Annotated in this window: 15 protein-coding genes and 1 pseudogene; 1 reads left to right on the forward strand and 15 read right to left on the reverse strand. The window is 39.2% G+C overall.

Annotated features, from left to right (window positions below; all coding sequences use genetic code 11):
• Positions 1 to 5 precede the first annotated feature (5 nt).
• A complete protein-coding gene (locus tag KDN43_RS05965) occupies positions 6 to 809 on the forward strand; it encodes a glycoside hydrolase family 16 protein (protein ID WP_238868757.1) in 804 nt (267 codons plus the stop codon).
• A gap of 90 nt (positions 810 to 899) precedes the next feature.
• Here KDN43_RS05965 and KDN43_RS05970 read toward each other — a convergent pair whose 3' ends face one another.
• From KDN43_RS05970 to rpsO, 15 genes and pseudogenes are all read right to left on the reverse strand, one after another.
• Complete coding sequence (locus tag KDN43_RS05970; RefSeq protein ID WP_238868758.1) at positions 900 to 2,222, reverse strand: hypothetical protein; 1,323 nt, start codon at positions 2,220 to 2,222, stop codon at positions 900 to 902.
• Positions 2,223 to 2,315: 93 nt separating this feature from the next.
• The gene (locus KDN43_RS05975; protein ID WP_238869414.1) at positions 2,316 to 3,389 is read right to left on the reverse strand and encodes a prolyl oligopeptidase family serine peptidase; all 1,074 of its coding nucleotides are present in this window, start codon (positions 3,387 to 3,389) and stop codon (positions 2,316 to 2,318) included.
• Positions 3,390 to 3,419: 30 nt separating this feature from the next.
• Positions 3,420 to 4,205, reverse strand: a pseudogene (locus KDN43_RS05980) (DUF4886 domain-containing protein); the annotation flags it as partial.
• A gap of 213 nt (positions 4,206 to 4,418) precedes the next feature.
• Positions 4,419 to 4,658 (reverse strand): hypothetical protein, encoded by a 240-nt coding sequence (locus KDN43_RS05985; protein WP_238868760.1) that lies wholly within the window; start codon positions 4,656 to 4,658, stop codon positions 4,419 to 4,421.
• Positions 4,659 to 4,711: 53 nt separating this feature from the next.
• Complete coding sequence (locus KDN43_RS05990) at positions 4,712 to 6,046, reverse strand: Gfo/Idh/MocA family protein (protein WP_238868761.1); 1,335 nt, start codon at positions 6,044 to 6,046, stop codon at positions 4,712 to 4,714.
• Between the two features lie 156 nt (positions 6,047 to 6,202).
• The gene (locus KDN43_RS05995) at positions 6,203 to 7,096 is read right to left on the reverse strand and encodes an FAD:protein FMN transferase (RefSeq protein ID WP_407681783.1); all 894 of its coding nucleotides are present in this window, start codon (positions 7,094 to 7,096) and stop codon (positions 6,203 to 6,205) included.
• A gap of 14 nt (positions 7,097 to 7,110) precedes the next feature.
• Positions 7,111 to 8,175: a Tat pathway signal protein gene (locus KDN43_RS06000; RefSeq protein ID WP_238868763.1), complete on the reverse strand. Its 1,065-nt coding sequence runs from the start codon at positions 8,173 to 8,175 to the stop codon at positions 7,111 to 7,113.
• Positions 8,176 to 8,201: 26 nt separating this feature from the next.
• On the reverse strand, positions 8,202 to 9,557 hold the full coding sequence (locus KDN43_RS06005; protein WP_238868765.1) for a Gfo/Idh/MocA family protein: 1,356 nt from the start codon (positions 9,555 to 9,557) through the stop codon (positions 8,202 to 8,204).
• A gap of 364 nt (positions 9,558 to 9,921) precedes the next feature.
• The gene (locus KDN43_RS06010) at positions 9,922 to 11,334 is read right to left on the reverse strand and encodes a putative oxidoreductase C-terminal domain-containing protein (protein ID WP_238868767.1); all 1,413 of its coding nucleotides are present in this window, start codon (positions 11,332 to 11,334) and stop codon (positions 9,922 to 9,924) included.
• Between the two features lie 7 nt (positions 11,335 to 11,341).
• A complete protein-coding gene (locus KDN43_RS06015; protein ID WP_238868769.1) occupies positions 11,342 to 12,340 on the reverse strand; it encodes a Gfo/Idh/MocA family protein in 999 nt (332 codons plus the stop codon).
• Positions 12,341 to 12,537: 197 nt separating this feature from the next.
• Complete coding sequence (locus KDN43_RS06020; protein WP_238868771.1) at positions 12,538 to 13,347, reverse strand: glucosamine-6-phosphate deaminase; 810 nt, start codon at positions 13,345 to 13,347, stop codon at positions 12,538 to 12,540.
• Complete coding sequence (gene nagA / locus KDN43_RS06025; protein WP_238868772.1) at positions 13,322 to 14,515, reverse strand: N-acetylglucosamine-6-phosphate deacetylase; 1,194 nt, start codon at positions 14,513 to 14,515, stop codon at positions 13,322 to 13,324. Before nagA ends, KDN43_RS06020 begins: the two co-directional genes overlap by 26 nt.
• A 93-nt stretch (positions 14,516 to 14,608) precedes the next feature.
• Positions 14,609 to 15,997 carry an MFS transporter gene (locus tag KDN43_RS06030; protein ID WP_238868773.1) on the reverse strand — a complete coding sequence of 463 codons (1,389 nt, stop codon included), beginning with the start codon at positions 15,995 to 15,997 and terminating at the stop codon, positions 14,609 to 14,611.
• Positions 15,998 to 16,117: 120 nt separating this feature from the next.
• The gene (locus KDN43_RS06035) at positions 16,118 to 17,281 is read right to left on the reverse strand and encodes an AraC family transcriptional regulator (RefSeq protein WP_238868774.1); all 1,164 of its coding nucleotides are present in this window, start codon (positions 17,279 to 17,281) and stop codon (positions 16,118 to 16,120) included.
• Between the two features lie 678 nt (positions 17,282 to 17,959).
• Complete coding sequence (rpsO, locus tag KDN43_RS06040; RefSeq protein ID WP_238868775.1) at positions 17,960 to 18,229, reverse strand: 30S ribosomal protein S15; 270 nt, start codon at positions 18,227 to 18,229, stop codon at positions 17,960 to 17,962.
• Positions 18,230 to 18,313 lie beyond the last annotated feature (84 nt).

Consider the following 18,313-nt stretch of genomic DNA (forward strand, 5'->3'; position numbering starts at 1 on the left):
AAAAAATGAAAAAGTTAATTGTAATTTTAACGTTAGGTATCATAGTTATATCTGCGTGTAAAGAATCAAAAAAAGAAGCAGAAGAGAGCGTTATCCCTGAAAACAGCGCGATTTCACAAGATCTCTTTATTCCCGAGAATGAAGGTTATTCCCTCTTTTGGGAAGATAATTTTGAAGGTACAGAACTGGACACTTTAAAATGGAAAGTCAGGGGAACCGGACCTCGCCGCATTGGTTACAACGACCCTTCTATGGTTGCCGTAAATGATGGGTGTTTACTTCTTATGTATGACATCAAGAAAGACAGTATTATGGGTAGTGCCGTAGGAAGCTATCAAACATTTAATACTACCTATGGTTATTTCGAATGCCGTGCCCGCCTTCAAAAATGTAGTGGGCCCTGGGCGGCATTTTGGATGCAGTCTCCACTGATATCGAAAGGTGAAGATCCTGCAGTTTTTGGTGCGGAAATAGATATTTTTGAATATTTCAAGGAGCTAGGAGACGATCATATGACACATTGTGTTCACTGGGCTTATGGGCCAAACCAGAAATCGGTAGGACGTCTGGACAGTGACCTGAAAGGGCTTTCGGAAGGTTTTCATACCTACGCACTTGAATGGACACCGGAGAAATATGTATTCTTTATTGATGGACTGAAGTTTCATGAGATAAGTGAAGGCGTATCGAAAATTGATCAGTATATGATTCTCAGCATGGAGATACCGTCAACGCTTGAAGGAATAAAGAATGCTTGTGCTCCTGATACTTTTATGGTAGATTATGTAAAAGTATATAAAAAGCAATAACTTTTGCTGCAGAGCCAGGGCATTAAATAGAAAATTCATCAAAAATATATTTGGGTATGCTGCACTGACATTTTAAACAGAGATGACCTTTTAAATTGGAGCACCCATTATCCCGTCATTCCACAATACGGGCTTGTAATTGTGTTCAGTGAGCCATTGTACGGTTTTTTCCAATCGTTGGAAATGGTCCGGTAAATAGCTATTATAAAATGGCCAGAAATATTGCTCATGCGTAAAAATATCCATTATTTCAGCACAATCCGGGTTTTTGGATATTGATTCTAATGTTGGAACAATTTCGTTTAGGGGGGTTGAATTGCAAACCATATCGGTTTTACAGAAAATGATTCCGCTGTCAAAATCCATAAGTAAATCATGGGTTGAAAGATACCTCGAACGATCTTCATCCAACCCCAAATTGATATTCCAGCCGTTTTGATTATGTGCAAAATATGCACTTAAAACGCGAATGCCTTTATTTGCCAATGGTTTAAAGGCAGAAGGATTCAAATCCCAATGTATATTTGTCATGATGCCATAAGTTTCTTGCCCTGCAAAACGAAAAATTTGTTCTGCAACCATATCTAAATCATTAATTATTTTTTCAGGAGGAGTATTTTGATAAGGTCTGTCGGGTTTATTTGTATATGCATGGAAGGCTAATTTTAACCAATCAGAATTATCAATCCATTCACTCTTATATCTATCCGGAAATTCGCATAAAGTGAACTCTTTTTCCTGAGTGTATTCTAAACCATCTGAATAATAAATATTTAAATGATATTTTGTCCCATATTTACGATGTATTTCACGAAGTCCTTTCAGATAGAAGCAATCGAAGAGTGAGGTGTATTTTTTTCGGGCAATATCTCTCAGGAAGAAAATATTATCATCAATATTCAGGCTGTAGCGGGGAAAAGAATTCCTGTCCCAAATGACCCGGATACTATGTGATTTTTGTCCTAAATAATCACCTGCAGTTGCAGTAATCTCAGTCTCTTTATCTTCAATGATGATCTCTGCCGTAAACATAGTATCATTGCGCTGAGCGATTACCCCATTTACAATAACTTTTTGATTAACAGGCGCTGTTCCTTTAACTCTGATTTTCAAACCATTATCCGTCTTTTCGCCATGTCTCCAGTTTAAGATAGCACCATGAAAGGGTTCATTTATTTTTATTTCCGAGTGTATGTCAATTATACCTGAAGCATTTACCCGGCCTGGTGTGGAATTGTTAAAAAATGATCCACCGGAGGGTAATGAACTTCCATGTATAAAGTCTGCCTGTTTATCATTTTCAATATTGGTCTTCCACTTAAATGATTCATCTGCATAAGTATTATAAATAAAACTCGACCCCACAGCTCCGGATATTACATGTTTCAAAAAACTTCTTCTATTGGATTTCATAATTTTTCCCTCCTGAATTATTGAATTAATTTGTTCGATTTTGATTTATGTGAAAAGGGTACCAAGTAGATACATGCGAAATATGGATGTACTTTATTTCAAAAACCACTCAAAAAATGAATATAGCACTTCGTTTGATTCTGCATTCGGGCTATGCTCGGGACGGTTGGTCATGGCAACCCGGTGGGTATATCCCAACAGTTTATTTACGGCGATAGAATGGTTTAGCGGAATCCAACGCTCAAGAGGATCGGACGATCCGCCGGAAACAAGAAAAGGACGAGGAGCCATGAGTGCATGAAGCTCATGCAGGTCGTATCCTTCATTACGAAGCATTGGATATAAACCCCTGGCATTCTTCCCTGTCTTGCTCCAGGTATGATTCCATGGTGGCTTATAATAACCTAAATACCACGGTTCCCAGTAATTGACGTTTCCTCCTTTTGTTTCGTCAAAAACAATACCGGGGTCGCCCCACGCTGCACAGGCAAACTTATCGTACAGGCAAGAGGCGAACAGAGCCCATTTTCCCCCGTATGAATGCCCTACAATTCCTATCCGTTCCGGGTCTACATCCTCTGACTTTGTCAGTGCTTCCAGTGCATTTGCTGCGGCGTAGGCCAATACTGATAAAGGCTGGATGGTTGCATTCTCTATGTTTGGATAATAGATGGAGTATGTTTTGTTTTTAGTTGTCACAGAAGTACCAAGGGAGAGAGTGACAAATCCTTTTTTAACCAGTTGATAAGCAAAATCTTTATAGGGTTTTTCACCTATTCCCGCTGCTGTTTCAGGTTCGTAGAATACAGAGATCACAGCTGGTTTTTTACCTTTCTTATCGGGAACAAGCAAATAGCCTTCCGTTTGTTCGTTGGGCGTCCAATAAAACCGTACTATGTACTGCATGAAATCTTCTCTTTTCTCTTTTCCGATAATTTCAAATTCCTGCTGATCTAATATAGGTGGCCATTCCCCCATCATCTCCATCCAGCGGGAGCGGATCTCTTCACGCCTTTTTCTCCAATCGGCTCTATCCTTTACAGGGGTACCATCGTAAAACTGCAGAGGAGTTCGATAGCCGTGGAAACTGTATTCGTACTCTTTTGGTGGATAGAAATAGGAGGCAATCGTACGCCAGGAATCTTCACTTACTTCTATAGGCGTAATCTTATAGGGATTGTTTACAGCGTGGTGGGCGGAAAGTTGAGCTACTTTTGCCTGAAAGGGAGTAACTGTGCAGGGGACGTAACTGTTTCCTACAACCGGTTTTTCAAATAATTTCTCGTACCATGTGCAAGAAGCCGTGTATCTTCCGTAGTTAATATCCAAATGATACCCATCCTTGCAAAAAGTATCTCCCAGACTGCTTGTCCTTCCGTTTTGTATGGCTGTGCCGGCAGGGATAATAATCTTGATTCCCATTTTTTGTGCTGCACGGCAAGAGGCATCAATAATTGCATTGTACATCGAGATCTGATTGTTGCCGTAATTGGAAAAACCGGCATGAGTAGAAGTTTGTGCATATGCCCAGGTAGCGTGTAATACTATCTCCATGTCAGGATTGGAGGAGTGTTTTTCCACGAAACTTATCAACTGTTCAAGATATGGGCAATAGGACTCGTATTGGCCGGAAAGTGAGCTTACTTGTTGAAAAGAGATATAGTCCCACTCTTCATCACTAATAGCATCAATCAGCCTGTAACCTGGTGTAGTAGTCTTAATACCGTTTACAATTTTTCTATACGAATAGTTGGGAAAATTATTTACAGAATTGATGTAGTGTTTTTCTAAAGAGCACCCGCCAATATACATGTTCCCGATTATAATGGTATCGCCATTAGCTTCAGCTAATCCTGCGAGGTAATACTCAATTGCATCTTCAGAGAAACTGTTCCCGATAGTTAGTAGTTTTATTTGTTTCGCATGAACAGAAGTTATTGAGATACAAAGCGTGAGAAAAAATAGTGCGAATTTGTTCATCATTATATTGGTTTATAAACTGTTTATTGAAGTTTCGCATTTGTTACGATAAAAGCAAAATCTTGCAATTGATATTGGTTAGTGCCCCGTCTTGACTAAAGATTGCATGGGTCGCAAAGAAACGGCTTTTTATAACTGTCGGATGTCTTACAAATATATTCTCTACATAAATGTAGTAGTCTCAAATGAGCAGCTTTTTATGAGTGCCCGATGAAATCATGCAGCCCTTTTGATCAGTCTTTTCATCAAAAGGGCAACAGCTCTGACCATTGCAACAAGCAGATACAAAGTTATAGAAATAATAATAACATATCCTATTTGGGTAAACATTTCATACCAGGGTGTTTTGAAAGTAATAATTGAAAAAATATTTATCAGGAATGCTATGATAAAGCAGGCGGAAAGAATAAATATTTCTTTTTTTAACCGCTTTGACGTTATAATTAAATCTTTCATCTTCATGCGTCTCCTTTAATAATTAAGTAATAATTGGTATAGAAAAACTCAGTTTAAGAAAATCTCATATATGGAATTTTATATTCTTCCGGGAAAGAGATCTTCTTTTGTTCGGTAATAGCCTGATTCCCCAAATGGCAAAGCATTGTGGCAAGATAAGCTTCCTCAACAATATTTTTCCCTTTTTCGCCGGTAATACAAGCTTGGCAGAATGCAGACAGAATTTCATCGGAACCATCTTTCAGGGCTCCAATCATCGATAACCCGTCATTTACATGAAATTCTCCTTCAATGATGTTGTGAGGAGTATACCTCTCTTTTGTCTCAGGTCGCCAGCTTGGGCCGGCAGCCGGCACTGAGGCATATATTTTATTGCCTATCTGTCCGATTAATTGTTCAATACCCGATTTGTTACTACCGGCTTCATCTTCCAGATAATAAATGCCGGTAGCCAGGTTCATGGTACCTTTACTGCCAAGGATCTGATCCTCCATCCCATTAAATTTATTGGAAATAAGCGATTCATAATTGATTTTGACCCCATTGGAGTAGTGATACACCAGATTTACACTATCATATACCTCTCTTCCGTCTTTCCAATATACGATGTCTCCTGTTCCTATCACTGATTCAGGCACCATCTGCATAGCCCAGCAGCAGACTTCCAATTGATGGGATGCCAATTCAGTCATTAACCCGGCTGAATAATCCCGATACAAACGCCAGTTGATCTGACGCTCCAGTTCCGGAGAAGGTACGGGGCGCCTCCAGTCATGGTTCCTGAACCAATGACAGCGTTCTCCCACAATTTCTCCGATTAAGCCGGAATGGATCATTTGTATCCCCTTTATATACTTCTTGTCGTACATACGCTGCATGCAGAAATAGAGAACTTTATCCGTTTTCCGATATGTATCGTAAATTGCTTTGCATTCCTCCATGGTTAAAGCCATTGCCTTTTCGCAATACACGTGCTTTCCCGCATCCAGGGCATCCAATGTCATAGGAGCATGCAGATAAAGCGGGGTAGATATAATAACTCCGTCGATATCAGCAGATTCCAGCATCTTTCGATAGTCGGTATATGTCTTCGCGTTGGGACAAAGACCGGAAGCCTCTTTCAGGTTCGGGGGATATATATCACACAGAGCCACAATTTCGGCATGTTGCAGAGACAATACTGCGTGTATATTATACGTTCCTCTGGAACCCGTTCCGATAAATCCTATCCTGGCTTTCTCTTTTTTTATTTCTTTGGCTTTATCCGGGGTAAACGACTGCAACCAGGGGGTCGTAGCTAAAAGCGCGGCTCCTCCCGAAACGTAACCTAAGTCTTTGATAAATTGTCGCAGGCTCGTATCCACTTGTTTAGGTTTTTTGTTCGACATGATTTTACTTCCTTATAAGTCCTGTATACATTCCGGTAAATTCTTACTTAATAGCTGAATAATCAGTTAGTTATGCTCCTTACCCCAAAAAAGTATTCAGAGTTGATAATCAACTTGTTATTATCAGTCTCCTAAGAGGAATACCGAATTGTTATTCTATAAACTATATTCAATAATATTTTTAATTTTAAAATTCTCAGATAAATTCTTTTTTTCTTCCCGCCCGGCCATCATAAAAGCCGTGCTGAGTATTTCGGCCTCCAGCGGGTCTTTTGAAGTTATTGATATTATTTTACGCTCTTTTATTGATTCTCCCGAAGCGGGCCGCACTATATGGCCTGTATAGGTTGGTGTATTTCCCGATACCGATAAAGCCTCGTCCCTTAGCGAAATCTCATTAAGGTTCTCTCCCGGGTTAAATGGGTTTACAATGCTTATTTTCCATGCATCGCCATAAGGATGATGGCCCATTCCCAATACTGAGCTATTGCCGAAATCCACAAAACAGTGTTGAACTCCGGCATTAACCAGGTACTGTTTGATTTTTTTCAAAGCATACCCCTTTGCATATCCTCCCAGATCAAGAGATAAGCCGGGTTGAGAAAAATATATTGATTTATCCTGCCAGGCAAAGCCGACCTTTGAAAAATCTTTTAATGTAATATCAAATAATCCTAGAGTCTGCAGATAGTATTGCCTGCAGCTTTGCAAAACAGACCACATTTCAGAGGTTACACGGATAGGATTATCCGATGCATCCCGGTTTATGATCGATATTTCACTCAGCGGGTCAAATCTGTTCATCATCTTATCAAGACGGTGTAACTCAGATACTGTTTCACTCCATAAATATTCCGATTCCGGTTTACTTTTATCGATAATCAGAATGTCGAAACGAGTCCCCATGATATTCTGCAACGAACCATGCAGCATCATTGGGTATTCATAATAGTGAAAATAACCTGAATCAGTTTTAATCCGGCTATTGTGAGACCTGCAAGATTTTTCAGGATATGTCGTCAGTTTGACGTTTTCATATGATGATTTCATATGATAATATTTTTTTAACCTATAGCATTTGCTACCTGCTCAATAGCCTCACAATGTTTTTTAAAGCAAGGAGCCAATGTAGGTCTCCATGTCGTTTGCATAAAACCCTTGAGTCTGTCGGCACTGATTATTTTCGAGCAATGTTCTACTGTTTTTCCGAAATTAACATCATTTGAGTGGTTGCTCCCTGTCGGTATCTGATCAAATCCGTGTGCCTCCAACTGGTCATATAATCTTACATATTTTTCATTCAGAGGGTTGCTGATATTTTCAAATTGTGATCCATAATACCAGTTACTTTGCAAAACAGATTTTGGCATTTTTTCAAAAAAAAGATCAGGATGATCCCATGCATAGTCGGACCAGATCCATGGCCTGACATTTTGTTTTTCAACTAAATCCACTAAATAATAAAAATCATGCCACCACAATTCACCTTGACGAACAACCATATTTTCATGATTCCTCTGATGTACTGCGGTCTCTTCATCCATGCCCAGATGAAAAAAGCGGGGGGTGTCAAACAGACTGCATACTTCTTCAATCAAATTTTTACATACAGCATAATATTTATCTGAGGATATCATACGTTGATAGGGCCCTAACCAGGCTTTATGACCAGTTGAAAAGTTCAATTTGGGAATAGGTTCCAAACCCATCTCTCTGATTTTTTTTAATTCCCTCATTAACTTCTGGGGAGACCAGGCTCCTGTCACTGCTATTTCAGGATGGCTATCATACTTTACTCCGTCTCCTAAATCAATAATAACCATATTCATTCCGGCATCAACCATTTTTTTCAATAATTGATCCCAGACGTTTTTATCGAAAGTCAGTTCCGGCTGATAACAGTGTGCCCACATTCTTGTTTCCAGACAATCATTGCTTGGCGAACTTTTTGTTTGATATTTCAGAGGCGTATTATCTTCCCACATATTATAACTTAAATGGAGCAAATTAGCCCAGATAAGTTCATTATTGCTTTTTTTTGTTACCCTTTGGGCGAAAATCTGCCCAGGTATTGCCGCAGCTATACTTGCGGCTGTAACTTGCTTGATAAATTCTCTTCTATTTGTCATTTGATTCAAATAATTAAAAAACCATTTTACTGAAAATAGTTCAACCCTTGTAGTTTATTCCAATCTCCCCGGGTAAAATCGGGAATTTTTACCGGTTGGCCTCCATTTGTGGTTGAAATTTCAGTGAGTTCAACCAGACATGACCACTCTGCGGCATCATAAACGTCCATATCAAGTGGCAGGCCGTTCCTTAAGCAATAAATAAGACGATAATCCATTATATAGTCCATACCTCCATGGCCTCCCACTTTTTTAGCTTTCTCTCCTATCTCTTTTATGAAAGGGTGCTCATACTTTTTCATCAGCTCGTTAAATTTTTCCTCCGTCAGAAATTGATGTGAATCCGGCTCCAAAGCAATTAGGGGAGTAGGGTATTTTTGTGCATAGCCCTTTGTGCCACTTACTGTATGAAGACGGCTGTAGGGGCGGGGACTGGTCACATCATGCTGTACCATGATTGTTTTTCCTTTTGCAGTACGTATAATGGTCGTATTCATATCACCTAATGTATGTTTTATTTTTGTTTCCGGAGATCCATCGCCATACAGCTCTTTTAAATAGGCAGAAATTCCAAACTGGTTTGAAGAGACTGAAACCAGAAAGTCCATCTTGTCACCCCTGTGTATATTCATAGTATGGCAAATGGGACCGAAACCGTGGGTAGGGTAAGGATTTCCGTTATAGGTTTCGTAAAATTTAACTCTCCATCCCTCAACATTTTTCAATTGGGACCTAAGGTCGTGAATATAGGCACCTTCCCCATGGACAATATCTCCGAACACTCCTTTCTGAGCCATGTTTAAAGTAGTTAGTTCAAAGAAATCGTAACAGCAATTTTCTAACATCATGCAGTGTTTTCTTGTCTTTTCTGCTGTGTCGACTAACTGCCAGCATTCTTCTATGGTTACCGCTGCCGGTACTTCCATAGCAACGTGCTTGCCTTTTTTCATGGCATATACAGCTATTGGGGTGTGAGATAGCCAATCAGTGCATATATAGATTAAATCAATATCATCACGTTCACAAACCTCTTTCCATGAATCTTCTCCCACATATTCCGTTGCGGGAGGGAGGTTTTTATTTTGAAGATATGATTGTCCTGTTTTTACCCGCTCTTCTTTCAGGTCGCAGATAGCCTTAATTTCAACGCCTTCCATATGGATATATCTTCTAAGAGCTGCCCCCCCACGGTTACCCACTCCAATAAAGCCAATTCTAACAGTTGGAATTGGATCTGCAGAAAGTTGCAGAACACTTTTCTGCCCGGCCGGACGTTTTGGCTCTTTCAATTCAATCATTTTTAATTCATTCTGCTTCATGCTTACACATGAAACAGATAAGATGATGATAGACAGCAAATAAAACTTAAAGAGTGTTTTCATAAAAATAACTTATTATAATCAGTATAAATCAATAAAAATTAATTCTGCTCAACTTGACTCAGGAAAGTCGGTCTCTGTTTTTTTGATATGCCTGATAGAGGCAAATATGTTTCGAAATACAGGTATAGGATCAGGCTAAGAAAAGGGGTATATAACAAACTTTTTTCCATCTCTTTCAAACGTGATGCATTTTGTCCGTATAGAGCAGAAAAATAGCCAGACAATATAGAATTATAAAAGCTGTATATTTCAATATGAATATAATTTAATTACAATTCTCACCTCTCCTTGTTTAGGAAGAGGTGAGCCCAAATATGGATATCAAATGAAGATAAACCATTTCTCCCTATTCTTTCGCCCCTGTTCATTTTGAATCAATTGCTTTTGCCAATGCTGTTGATGTAATGAAATATTTTGCTAAAGTATTTGTTTTCTCCCACTCCGGCATATTACGATTCACCAAGAAGTTGAAAAAACTTTCAGCTACATATCTGAAGTGCGACTCATGCCCCTCTCTGTTTTCAACCGGAATACTTATAAGATACTCCCCATTATAGGATGTAGGTGAAGCAGATACAAATGGATATATAGCTTTTATTTTTCCAATAGCCGTTTCTATATTCCGTGCAAACTCTTTTTCATCAACATCTTCGGCTTTTTGTGCATACAACTGTTTTACGAAGTTTTGTTCTTTATTCTGAACAGTCTTCAAAATAGCTTTTGTGCCTTTCAACGTGGAGATGAATGTGTCTGCGCCACCATCAGGTGCCTGGTAGTTCCATATAACTTTTAAACTAACATTGTGGTTTCTTACATCGAAACTAACAGTTCCGTTGGCATAGACATTTAATATTGAATTAACGAGATATTTTTGCAGATAATCCGGGAATGTTGATTCTCCGGTAGATTGAGAGAACTGTTGCTGAGATATTCCAGTTGGCCAGTGAGTAGCTGAGATATTTCCGATGTCTCGAGAATAATCGATAGGCTGGCCCGGGAAACATTTCCAGAACAGCAAATCAATCAGGTGGGTTGTTACATCGGCGATACCCTCTCCCTGTTGCTCAACATCGTAGTACCATGCAGGTCGTATCAGTGGTGTGCCCGAAACCTCTTTATAGAAGTGATGCACGCTCTCCATATATATTGCGGGATCTTCCGGGGTCCCTTTTACCAGTTCTCCAAAGAAATCGGGGTTGTTTATCAGCTCTTTTTCTATGATGTTCAGTATATCGTAACGTTCTGTCATCATATCGTACAGTTGAACATTTTTTTCCTTGGCATTTTTATACGCTTCTTCCAGCAAAAGGAAATCTTCCCGGTTAATTGCCATCGGCTTGTCTGACAATACATTCAGACCGGCATTCACAGCACTGAGAATATATTCAGTCTTATTCTTATTGTTACCTGCAAGTACCACAACGTTTCCTTTCTTACCGGTTATCATCTTATCCATAAAGTCGTGGCCGGTATAAATAATCTCGTGCCAGTCTGTCGGATTTTCAGATCTGCAGTTAAATAGCTCAATAGCTGAAAGATATTGTTTTAATCCGGCATCATCAGGTGATATTGCGTATACGTATACCGAATCATTTACTTGGGGAATGGTGCTTTTTTGAAGCAAGTTGGCATGAAAATGCCCCGGTGCAAGTACTATCAGTTTTACTTCACCTTCTTTGCCGGTAAAAGCTGTTTTATTACCGGCTTTTTCCCTGTTTTGTTGTATACAGGAAAGCAATATCAGCCCGGCTACAATAATCGGCCATCCCTTTTTCATTTTATTGTTATTTTAAATTACGGATTAGTTTTTGTGCTTCTTTTACACCTTTTTGATATGTTGCATCTAAAGGAATAATTTTCCCTCCTTTGCTTTTACTGATGTCTGCAGCTTCGATAAAGGTGAATATCTCCAATGTCTCTTTTTCAGTTACAGGTGGAATACGGGTTTTAAAAAACTTCAGTATTTCCTTTAATAGCGGCTCGTACCCGCCATATGTTCCTGTAGAGACAACTCCCTGGTCTGTAACAGCATTTCCTCCATATGGAGCTTTTCCAGTACGTGCTCCTCTTACTGTACCAATTCTGCCATCGTCCCAAAGTCCAACCACCACATCTGTCCCTTCTGAAGACATACGGTTTACCGAAACACAACCAGTTCCCATAACCGTAAATAAAGTCTCAATGCCATGTATTCCATACCATGCTAAATCTGAGTGTGATGGTTCGAGATGAGCGGGTGAATAACAGTCTGCTCCAAGTACTTTTCCCAACTCTCCGTTTCTTAGCTTCTGGCTTTGTTCAACATACCTTAAAGCTGAGGATGAGAAAACAGGTACGTTATATTCTTTAGCAAGTTGGAAAATAGCAATGGCTTGTGCCAGGTTGGCACCTATTGGCTTATCTATAAAAACTATTTTCCCTGCTTTAAAAACTTCGTTTGCCTGCTCCAGATGAAGATTCCCGTCATTTGTTTCAAGCATCACACAATCTACCTTTTTAAGTAATTCTGCAATTGATGGAACAATCTCCACACCCAATCCTTTTACCTGTTCAATATAGCCGGGTATTCGGTCGTAGCTCGTTTTAATTGTTTTAGATCCGTAAGGATAGGCAGCAACGATCCTGAAATCCTTGAACTCTTCATTTTTATCTTCTCCGTTCAAAAACTTTGTAAATGCGGTTGCGTGAGAGGTATCGAGGCCTATGATACCGATATTTATCTGTGCCTGGGACAGAGAAAAAAAACAGGTTAAAAATGCAAAAAATATAATTCTGAGTTTCATAATATTTTTTTTTGATGTTGTTAAAGACATAAATCTTATTAAGAATTTTAAATTAATAAAGGGCGCAAATTTCACGAAGTTATTTTTCTGTTTTGCGAGATGTGAATTGCCTATGATAGCCATCCCATTTTGGTGAAATTTGCAACGCAGTAAACCGGGGAAAGAACGAGTAAAATATATCTTTCATTTGTTTACAGTTATTTGTCCCCAGGGTTGTTGTTTTCCAACAAAGAAGCGCTGTCTTTGTCCAGATATAATATAGCACCTTTTTTTGTTCTTAATATCGTGGCCGGGCATGCTTCGCTGATATCACCGTTCAGAGTGTTGTAAACAGCTTCTGCTTTATTCTCAGCGGGTACCATGCAAAACATGTGTTTCGCCCTTAACAATGCCGGAATTGTAACGGTTATTGCATGTGTGGGAACCAGGCCTATCGAGGCAAAAAGGTTTTCATTCACCTGTTGCTGCCTGCAAGCCAAATCCAATTCCACCACCTTCACCGATTTTGGATCGTTAAAATTGGCTACTGGTGGGTCGTTAAAAGCTATATGTCCGTTTTCTCCGATTCCCAGGCAAACGATATCCACAGGATTTTGCTCAAGTAAACCTGCGTACCTTTCGCATTCGGCTGAAGGGTCTTCAGCCAGCCCATTTATATAATGCACACTTTTAAAAGGAACTTTTTCAAAAATTCGTTTCCTCAAAAAATTCCCGAATCCCTGAGGAGCATCCTTTTCCAACCCGATGTACTCATCCATGTGAAAGGCATTGATCTTTTCCCACCGGATCCGTTTATCAGCTGTTAATTCCTTCATAAAATCGCTTTGCGATGGTGCAGCAGCGAATATCATATTTATTTCATCTTTCTCCCTGAGGAGTTTTTGAATGGTTTCAGATACATTGATGGCTGCCTCTTTTCCCATCTCTTCTCTTGTATGGAAGATTTTCACTCCCAGCACTTCTTTCGTGAATGTGATCACATCAGTGTTGATTTGTGTATATGACATTTCCTTCTAAAATTGTGTGTGAAACATTAATATTATTATCAAAAACAACTATATCGGCATCTTTTCCTTTCAGGATAGATCCTTTATGCTTATCAATCCGCATAATACGGGCTGGTGTTAGTGTCATCATTTTCACCGCTTCTACCAACGGCACTTCGGCTACTTCTGTCATTGTTCTTACCAGTCGGTCAGTAGTTGCAACACTTCCGGCAAAAGCGGTACGGTCTGGCAGCTTGGCTACGCCGTCTTCTATAATTACTTTTTGGCCCTTTTCCAGGCTTCCCAGGATGGATTCTCCGTCCGGCATTCCCGCTCCCCGCATGGAATCGGTACATAGTGCTGTTTTTTCGGGCCCTTTGAATTTATATACGAACTGAAGAAGAGGCTTTGGCAGGTGTACTCCATCGGCAATAATTTCCACCGTCATATCATCAATCAGGTACGCGGCTTCCAAAACGCCTGCGTAACGGAATGCATTCCTTCGGGTAACGGACGACATTGCCGAATATAGATGTGTTACGTGGGTGAACCCTGCATTGAAGGCATCAACCACCTCTTCATAAATGGCATCGCTATGAGCAATGGAGGTCAGGATATTCTTTGAAGTCAACACTTTCCCGAATTCAAATGCCCCCGGCAATTCCGGTGCCAGGCTCCAGCGTACAATATCGTCCGACCCCGATAAAATCTTATTATACTCTTCCGGTTCAGGGTTTCTAAGATATTTGGGATCTTGCGCTCCTCGCTGATTGTAAGCAAAATAGGGCCCCTCCAGATGTAGGCCAAGGAACTTGGCTCCTTTTGTGTTCTTTTTAACGGCTTCTTTATACACGTTAAACGTGTTAATGAGCTCGTCTATGGTACTTGTCAACGTTGTAGGCAATAATGCCGTTGTCCCATATTTTGCATGTGTTTCTGCCGCTCCCAGGTAAGCTTCTACCGTTCCATCCATAAAGTCGTGGCCACCTCCGCCATGGGTATGAATATCTATAAACCCTGGGGCAATATACTTGTTAGTTGCATCTATCACAATATTGCCATTGCCGGGAATGAACTCTTTACTGTCAAGGATATCGGTTATTATCCCATTCTCACACACCACGGTCATGTCCTCTTCTATCTTGTCCGGGAATATAATCTTTCCGTTTTTTAATATTAATCGATCCATAATATGGTTTTGTTTTGTGAATTTGAAAAACAAAGAGTAACGGGCGGAAAAACTAAGGTGTTGCATTCCAGCCCTATTCCTTGATTCATCTTATTAATTAGCTTTTTCAGATACAGCAACACTGCTCTCTGCTTTGTTTTGTTTCCACTCTTTGATGCTATACCCGTGAGCAGCATACCATACTATATATGCAAAACATGGGATTAGTACCCAATATGCCAATTTCATTGCATCAAAAGCCGATAATGATGAATTCATTTCAACAAATGAGTTGTAAACAATAGGCATTATTGCACTTCCACTTAGTGCCATAACAAGGAATGCAGATCCCAGATTTGTATATTTCCCCAGCCTGTTTATAGCCAAAGGCCATATACCTGCATACAACAAAGCATTAGGGAGCCCCATCATCACAAGGTACCAAAGTGAAATATCTGTAGTCATTCCAAGGAAATTTACTGTCCCAGATGTGGTAATGATCAATGCTGATAAAACCAGATTTATTGAAGCGCATATCAGCAGGGCATTCCGTTGTTTCAGATATTTAGGTATAAGAGCAATTCCTAAAAAATAGCCGATAAAAGTCAGGAACATTGTGTAAGATGGAATATTCCGGGCAAGGCCTGAAAGGCTTTCCCCCATGGTCCCGGCGTACTGGATACTGGTTCCCAGCGCAATCATCTGGGTACCAACATGAAAGAACATTGCAACTACACCTAACACTAAAGCCGGATATTGGATAATCGACTTGTGTGAATTTTCATCTTCTGTGGAACGCTTATTTACCACTGACGGGTCTAATTCAGGCAGTGTTGAGTAACGAACCACAATGCCGAAAACGAATAATGCGACTGCCAGAACAAGGTAAGGTGTTATTACTCCTTTTATCAGCGTATCCAGTGCTGCGTTAAGAGATTCACCGGTATAAGCTCCGGCTTCTATTTCCCGTATAAGGACTCTGTCCGATTCTCTAATGACAACAGCGGCAAAAATCAGGTTGGCGATCACTCCTGCCAGCTTGTTTCCGGTTCCTACAATGCTCATTCTTTTCGCTGCACTATCTATAGGTCCGACAATGGTTACATAAGGATTTGCAGCAGATTGCAAAATAGCCAGTCCAACACCCAGCAGGAACAGACCCAATAAAAACAATTGATAGATGCGCCAGTAGGCTGCCGGCACAAAAAGCAGTGCACCCAAAGCCATGCACCATAATCCAAACATCATTCCTCTTTTATACCCCACCTTGTTAAGCAGGAAAGAGGATGGTATGGCCATTACCAGATAGGCTATATAGAATGCAAATGTAACCAGATAGGATTGGAAATTAGATAGCTGAAGAGTTAACTGGAAATAGGGAATTAAAATGGTATTAACCCAGGATACCAGTCCGAAGATAAAAAACAGGAGTGCCAGAATAATCATAGACTTGATAGTGGTGCTTTTATTCCGGACTTGATTAATTTGAGGTTTAGTGCTCATTTTTAAATTAATTTTTTAAAACAATATGAAGACCGTGCTTCAAAATGACTTGAATACACAAAATTATTTCTTATATTTTTCAATAATGCTTTAAAAACGTAATTGTGTTTTCAAAAAACGTTATTCATTATCATGATCACTATACTTTTTACGATATTCGATAGGTGTACAGCCTTTCATTTTTTTAAAAATACGGGATATGTTTTTGCAGTCATTGAATCCTGACTCTAAAGCCAGGTCAAATAATGTCCTGTCTGTGGTTAACAATAGATGGGCGAAATAATCTATCCTGCAGCTTAAAATAAACTGATAAATTGAGATTCCCATTTCGTCTTTGAATTTCACCTCAAGGTTTCGGCGGGATAAAGGTACCATTTCGGAAAATGAATCTATGTTGATGTCGGTTGTGAAGTTGTCTTCAATAAAATTCACTATCTCGGATATATATTCATTCGATATATCATACTTTTCTGTCGATTTTCTTAATTCAAATCTTGTTGGTCGGATAATTATATCGAAAGGCTCCGTTATCTCTCTTTTAATGAACCTGTCAATTAATCTACCTGCCTCATAACCGCCTTTTTCCACATCTGTCATGATGGATGAAATAGGAGGATCTGACAAATTGCATATCAACTCGTCGTTGTCAACTCCCAATAAGGAAATATCTTCAGGAATTTTGATGTTATTTATCTTGCATATCTCTGAAACCTGGAGTGCAAAGCTATCGTCACAGGCGAATAATCCCACAGGTTTTGGTAACGATAATAACCATTCGTCAAGTTGAATATGGCTTTTACTCCACTGTTCACCATTCAGGTTCTCACTCTCGAAATAGTAATAATTACCGCCGGCTTTCTCTACCTCTTTCCAGAAACCTTCCGCTCTTTCTCTTGACCAGACAACGCCTTTGTTACCGTAGAAAGCAAAATTTCTATAACGCCTTTTGATGAAAAATTTTGCTGCCATTTGTCCGGTCCCAATATAGTCTCCGGTCAGGTTGGAGAAGTATGGGCTACGTTCCTTGTAGTTTTGAAGAAGTATTGGAATGTTTAGAGTAGCTAGAAGATTAGCTCCTTCTTGGTCCCATCTTGCTATAATTGCGTCGGCCTCCCATTCTTTTGCCCATTCAACAATACCTTCTTCGCCATAGAGAGTTTTATAATAAGCAGGCAGCCGGTAGAAGATCCATGGGCCGTGTTCTTTTGAATATTGAATCAGTCCCTTTAGCAGGCGGCGGCTGAACTCACTGGAGTAGTCGATCAGAATTAGTATTTTATTCATAGTATCTATTCAAATTGCGAAAATAATATATTACTAAGCTCAAATATAGCTGTAATTTATTTAATTATTTAAACGAAATTGAAATTTAACAAAAATTAGGGAGGCAATTTTAAAGTTGGATATTTGAACTCTGTTCAACTTTTGCTCTTTATGGCAGAAGACAAGCTTTCTTGTCTTCTGCTAATCAGGTTTAACGCTCTACGTGTGATCCGGGTGCCCCACGGAACATAGAAACAGTATATTTATAAAGCTTTATACGCATTGAAATTTTTACTCCAATATTGTCATCAGAAGTTTGACAAATAGATTTTTTGGTTTCAAAAGCTGATCTGGCCATATCTAAAGCTGCTTTTACTTTAAAATAAGCCGCCATCAATAAAAAAAGAGGCCACCTCGATCGAGAAGGCCTCTTTTGTAATGGTTAACGTGATATCAGCATTAAGGTAAAAAAGATTGTTTTAGGTTATCGATACAAAGGTAAGCCACATTTTTGAATATGCAAAACAAAAAAACATATTATAAAACATAGTTTTACAATATGTTTTTGCTTTGTTCAAACATGTCTATTCAGATATAACCCTGTAATAGAGAACAATATATTTTGAGTAAAAAATTTGCCTTGTTTAAAAAGAGGATAAAATTATACTTTTACCCTCTTCATTTTTTCTTTTGAGAAAATTATTTTCTTATACCTAACTCTTTGATAATTGAACGATATCTTTCAATGTCTTTTTCAATGAGGTAATCAAGTAAACGGCGACGTTTACCTACTAAAATTCTCAGTGCTCTTTCCGTGTTATAATCTTTTTTGTTTGACTTCAAATGATTAGTCAAATGCGAAATACGGTATGAAAACAATGCTATCTGCGCTTCAGGTGAGCCAGTATCAGTGTTAGACTTCCCGTATTGGGCAAAGATTTCCTTCTTTTTAGCAGAATCTAAATACATACTTGTTTGTAAAAATTATTACATATATAAATAATTGGGTTGCAAAGGTACGTTTAAATTTTATAATTACAAACAGTTTAGTAT

It is taken from the genome of Proteiniphilum propionicum (assembly GCF_022267555.1).
GTDB lineage: Bacteria > Bacteroidota > Bacteroidia > Bacteroidales > Dysgonomonadaceae > Proteiniphilum > Proteiniphilum propionicum.

Bases quoted from the DNA above. Each gene is read 5' to 3' on its own strand.
- KDN43_RS05965 (WP_238868757.1), top strand. From the start codon at position 6: ATGAAAAAGTTAATTGTAATTTTAACGTTAGGTATCATAGTTATATCT.
- KDN43_RS05970 (WP_238868758.1), bottom strand. From the start codon at position 2,222: ATGAAATCCAATAGAAGAAGTTTTTTGAAACATGTAATATCCGGAGCT.
- KDN43_RS05985 (WP_238868760.1), bottom strand. From the start codon at position 4,658: ATGAAAGATTTAATTATAACGTCAAAGCGGTTAAAAAAAGAAATATTT.
- KDN43_RS05990 (WP_238868761.1), bottom strand. From the start codon at position 6,046: ATGTCGAACAAAAAACCTAAACAAGTGGATACGAGCCTGCGACAATTT.
- KDN43_RS05995 (WP_407681783.1), bottom strand. From the start codon at position 7,096: ATGAAATCATCATATGAAAACGTCAAACTGACGACATATCCTGAAAAA.
- KDN43_RS06000 (WP_238868763.1), bottom strand. From the start codon at position 8,175: ATGACAAATAGAAGAGAATTTATCAAGCAAGTTACAGCCGCAAGTATA.
- KDN43_RS06005 (WP_238868765.1), bottom strand. From the start codon at position 9,557: ATGAAAACACTCTTTAAGTTTTATTTGCTGTCTATCATCATCTTATCT.
- KDN43_RS06010 (WP_238868767.1), bottom strand. From the start codon at position 11,334: ATGAAAAAGGGATGGCCGATTATTGTAGCCGGGCTGATATTGCTTTCC.
- KDN43_RS06015 (WP_238868769.1), bottom strand. From the start codon at position 12,340: ATGAAACTCAGAATTATATTTTTTGCATTTTTAACCTGTTTTTTTTCT.
- KDN43_RS06020 (WP_238868771.1), bottom strand. From the start codon at position 13,347: ATGTCATATACACAAATCAACACTGATGTGATCACATTCACGAAAGAA.
- nagA (WP_238868772.1), bottom strand. From the start codon at position 14,515: ATGGATCGATTAATATTAAAAAACGGAAAGATTATATTCCCGGACAAG.
- KDN43_RS06030 (WP_238868773.1), bottom strand. From the start codon at position 15,997: ATGAGCACTAAACCTCAAATTAATCAAGTCCGGAATAAAAGCACCACT.
- KDN43_RS06035 (WP_238868774.1), bottom strand. From the start codon at position 17,281: ATGAATAAAATACTAATTCTGATCGACTACTCCAGTGAGTTCAGCCGC.
- rpsO (WP_238868775.1), bottom strand. From the start codon at position 18,229: ATGTATTTAGATTCTGCTAAAAAGAAGGAAATCTTTGCCCAATACGGG.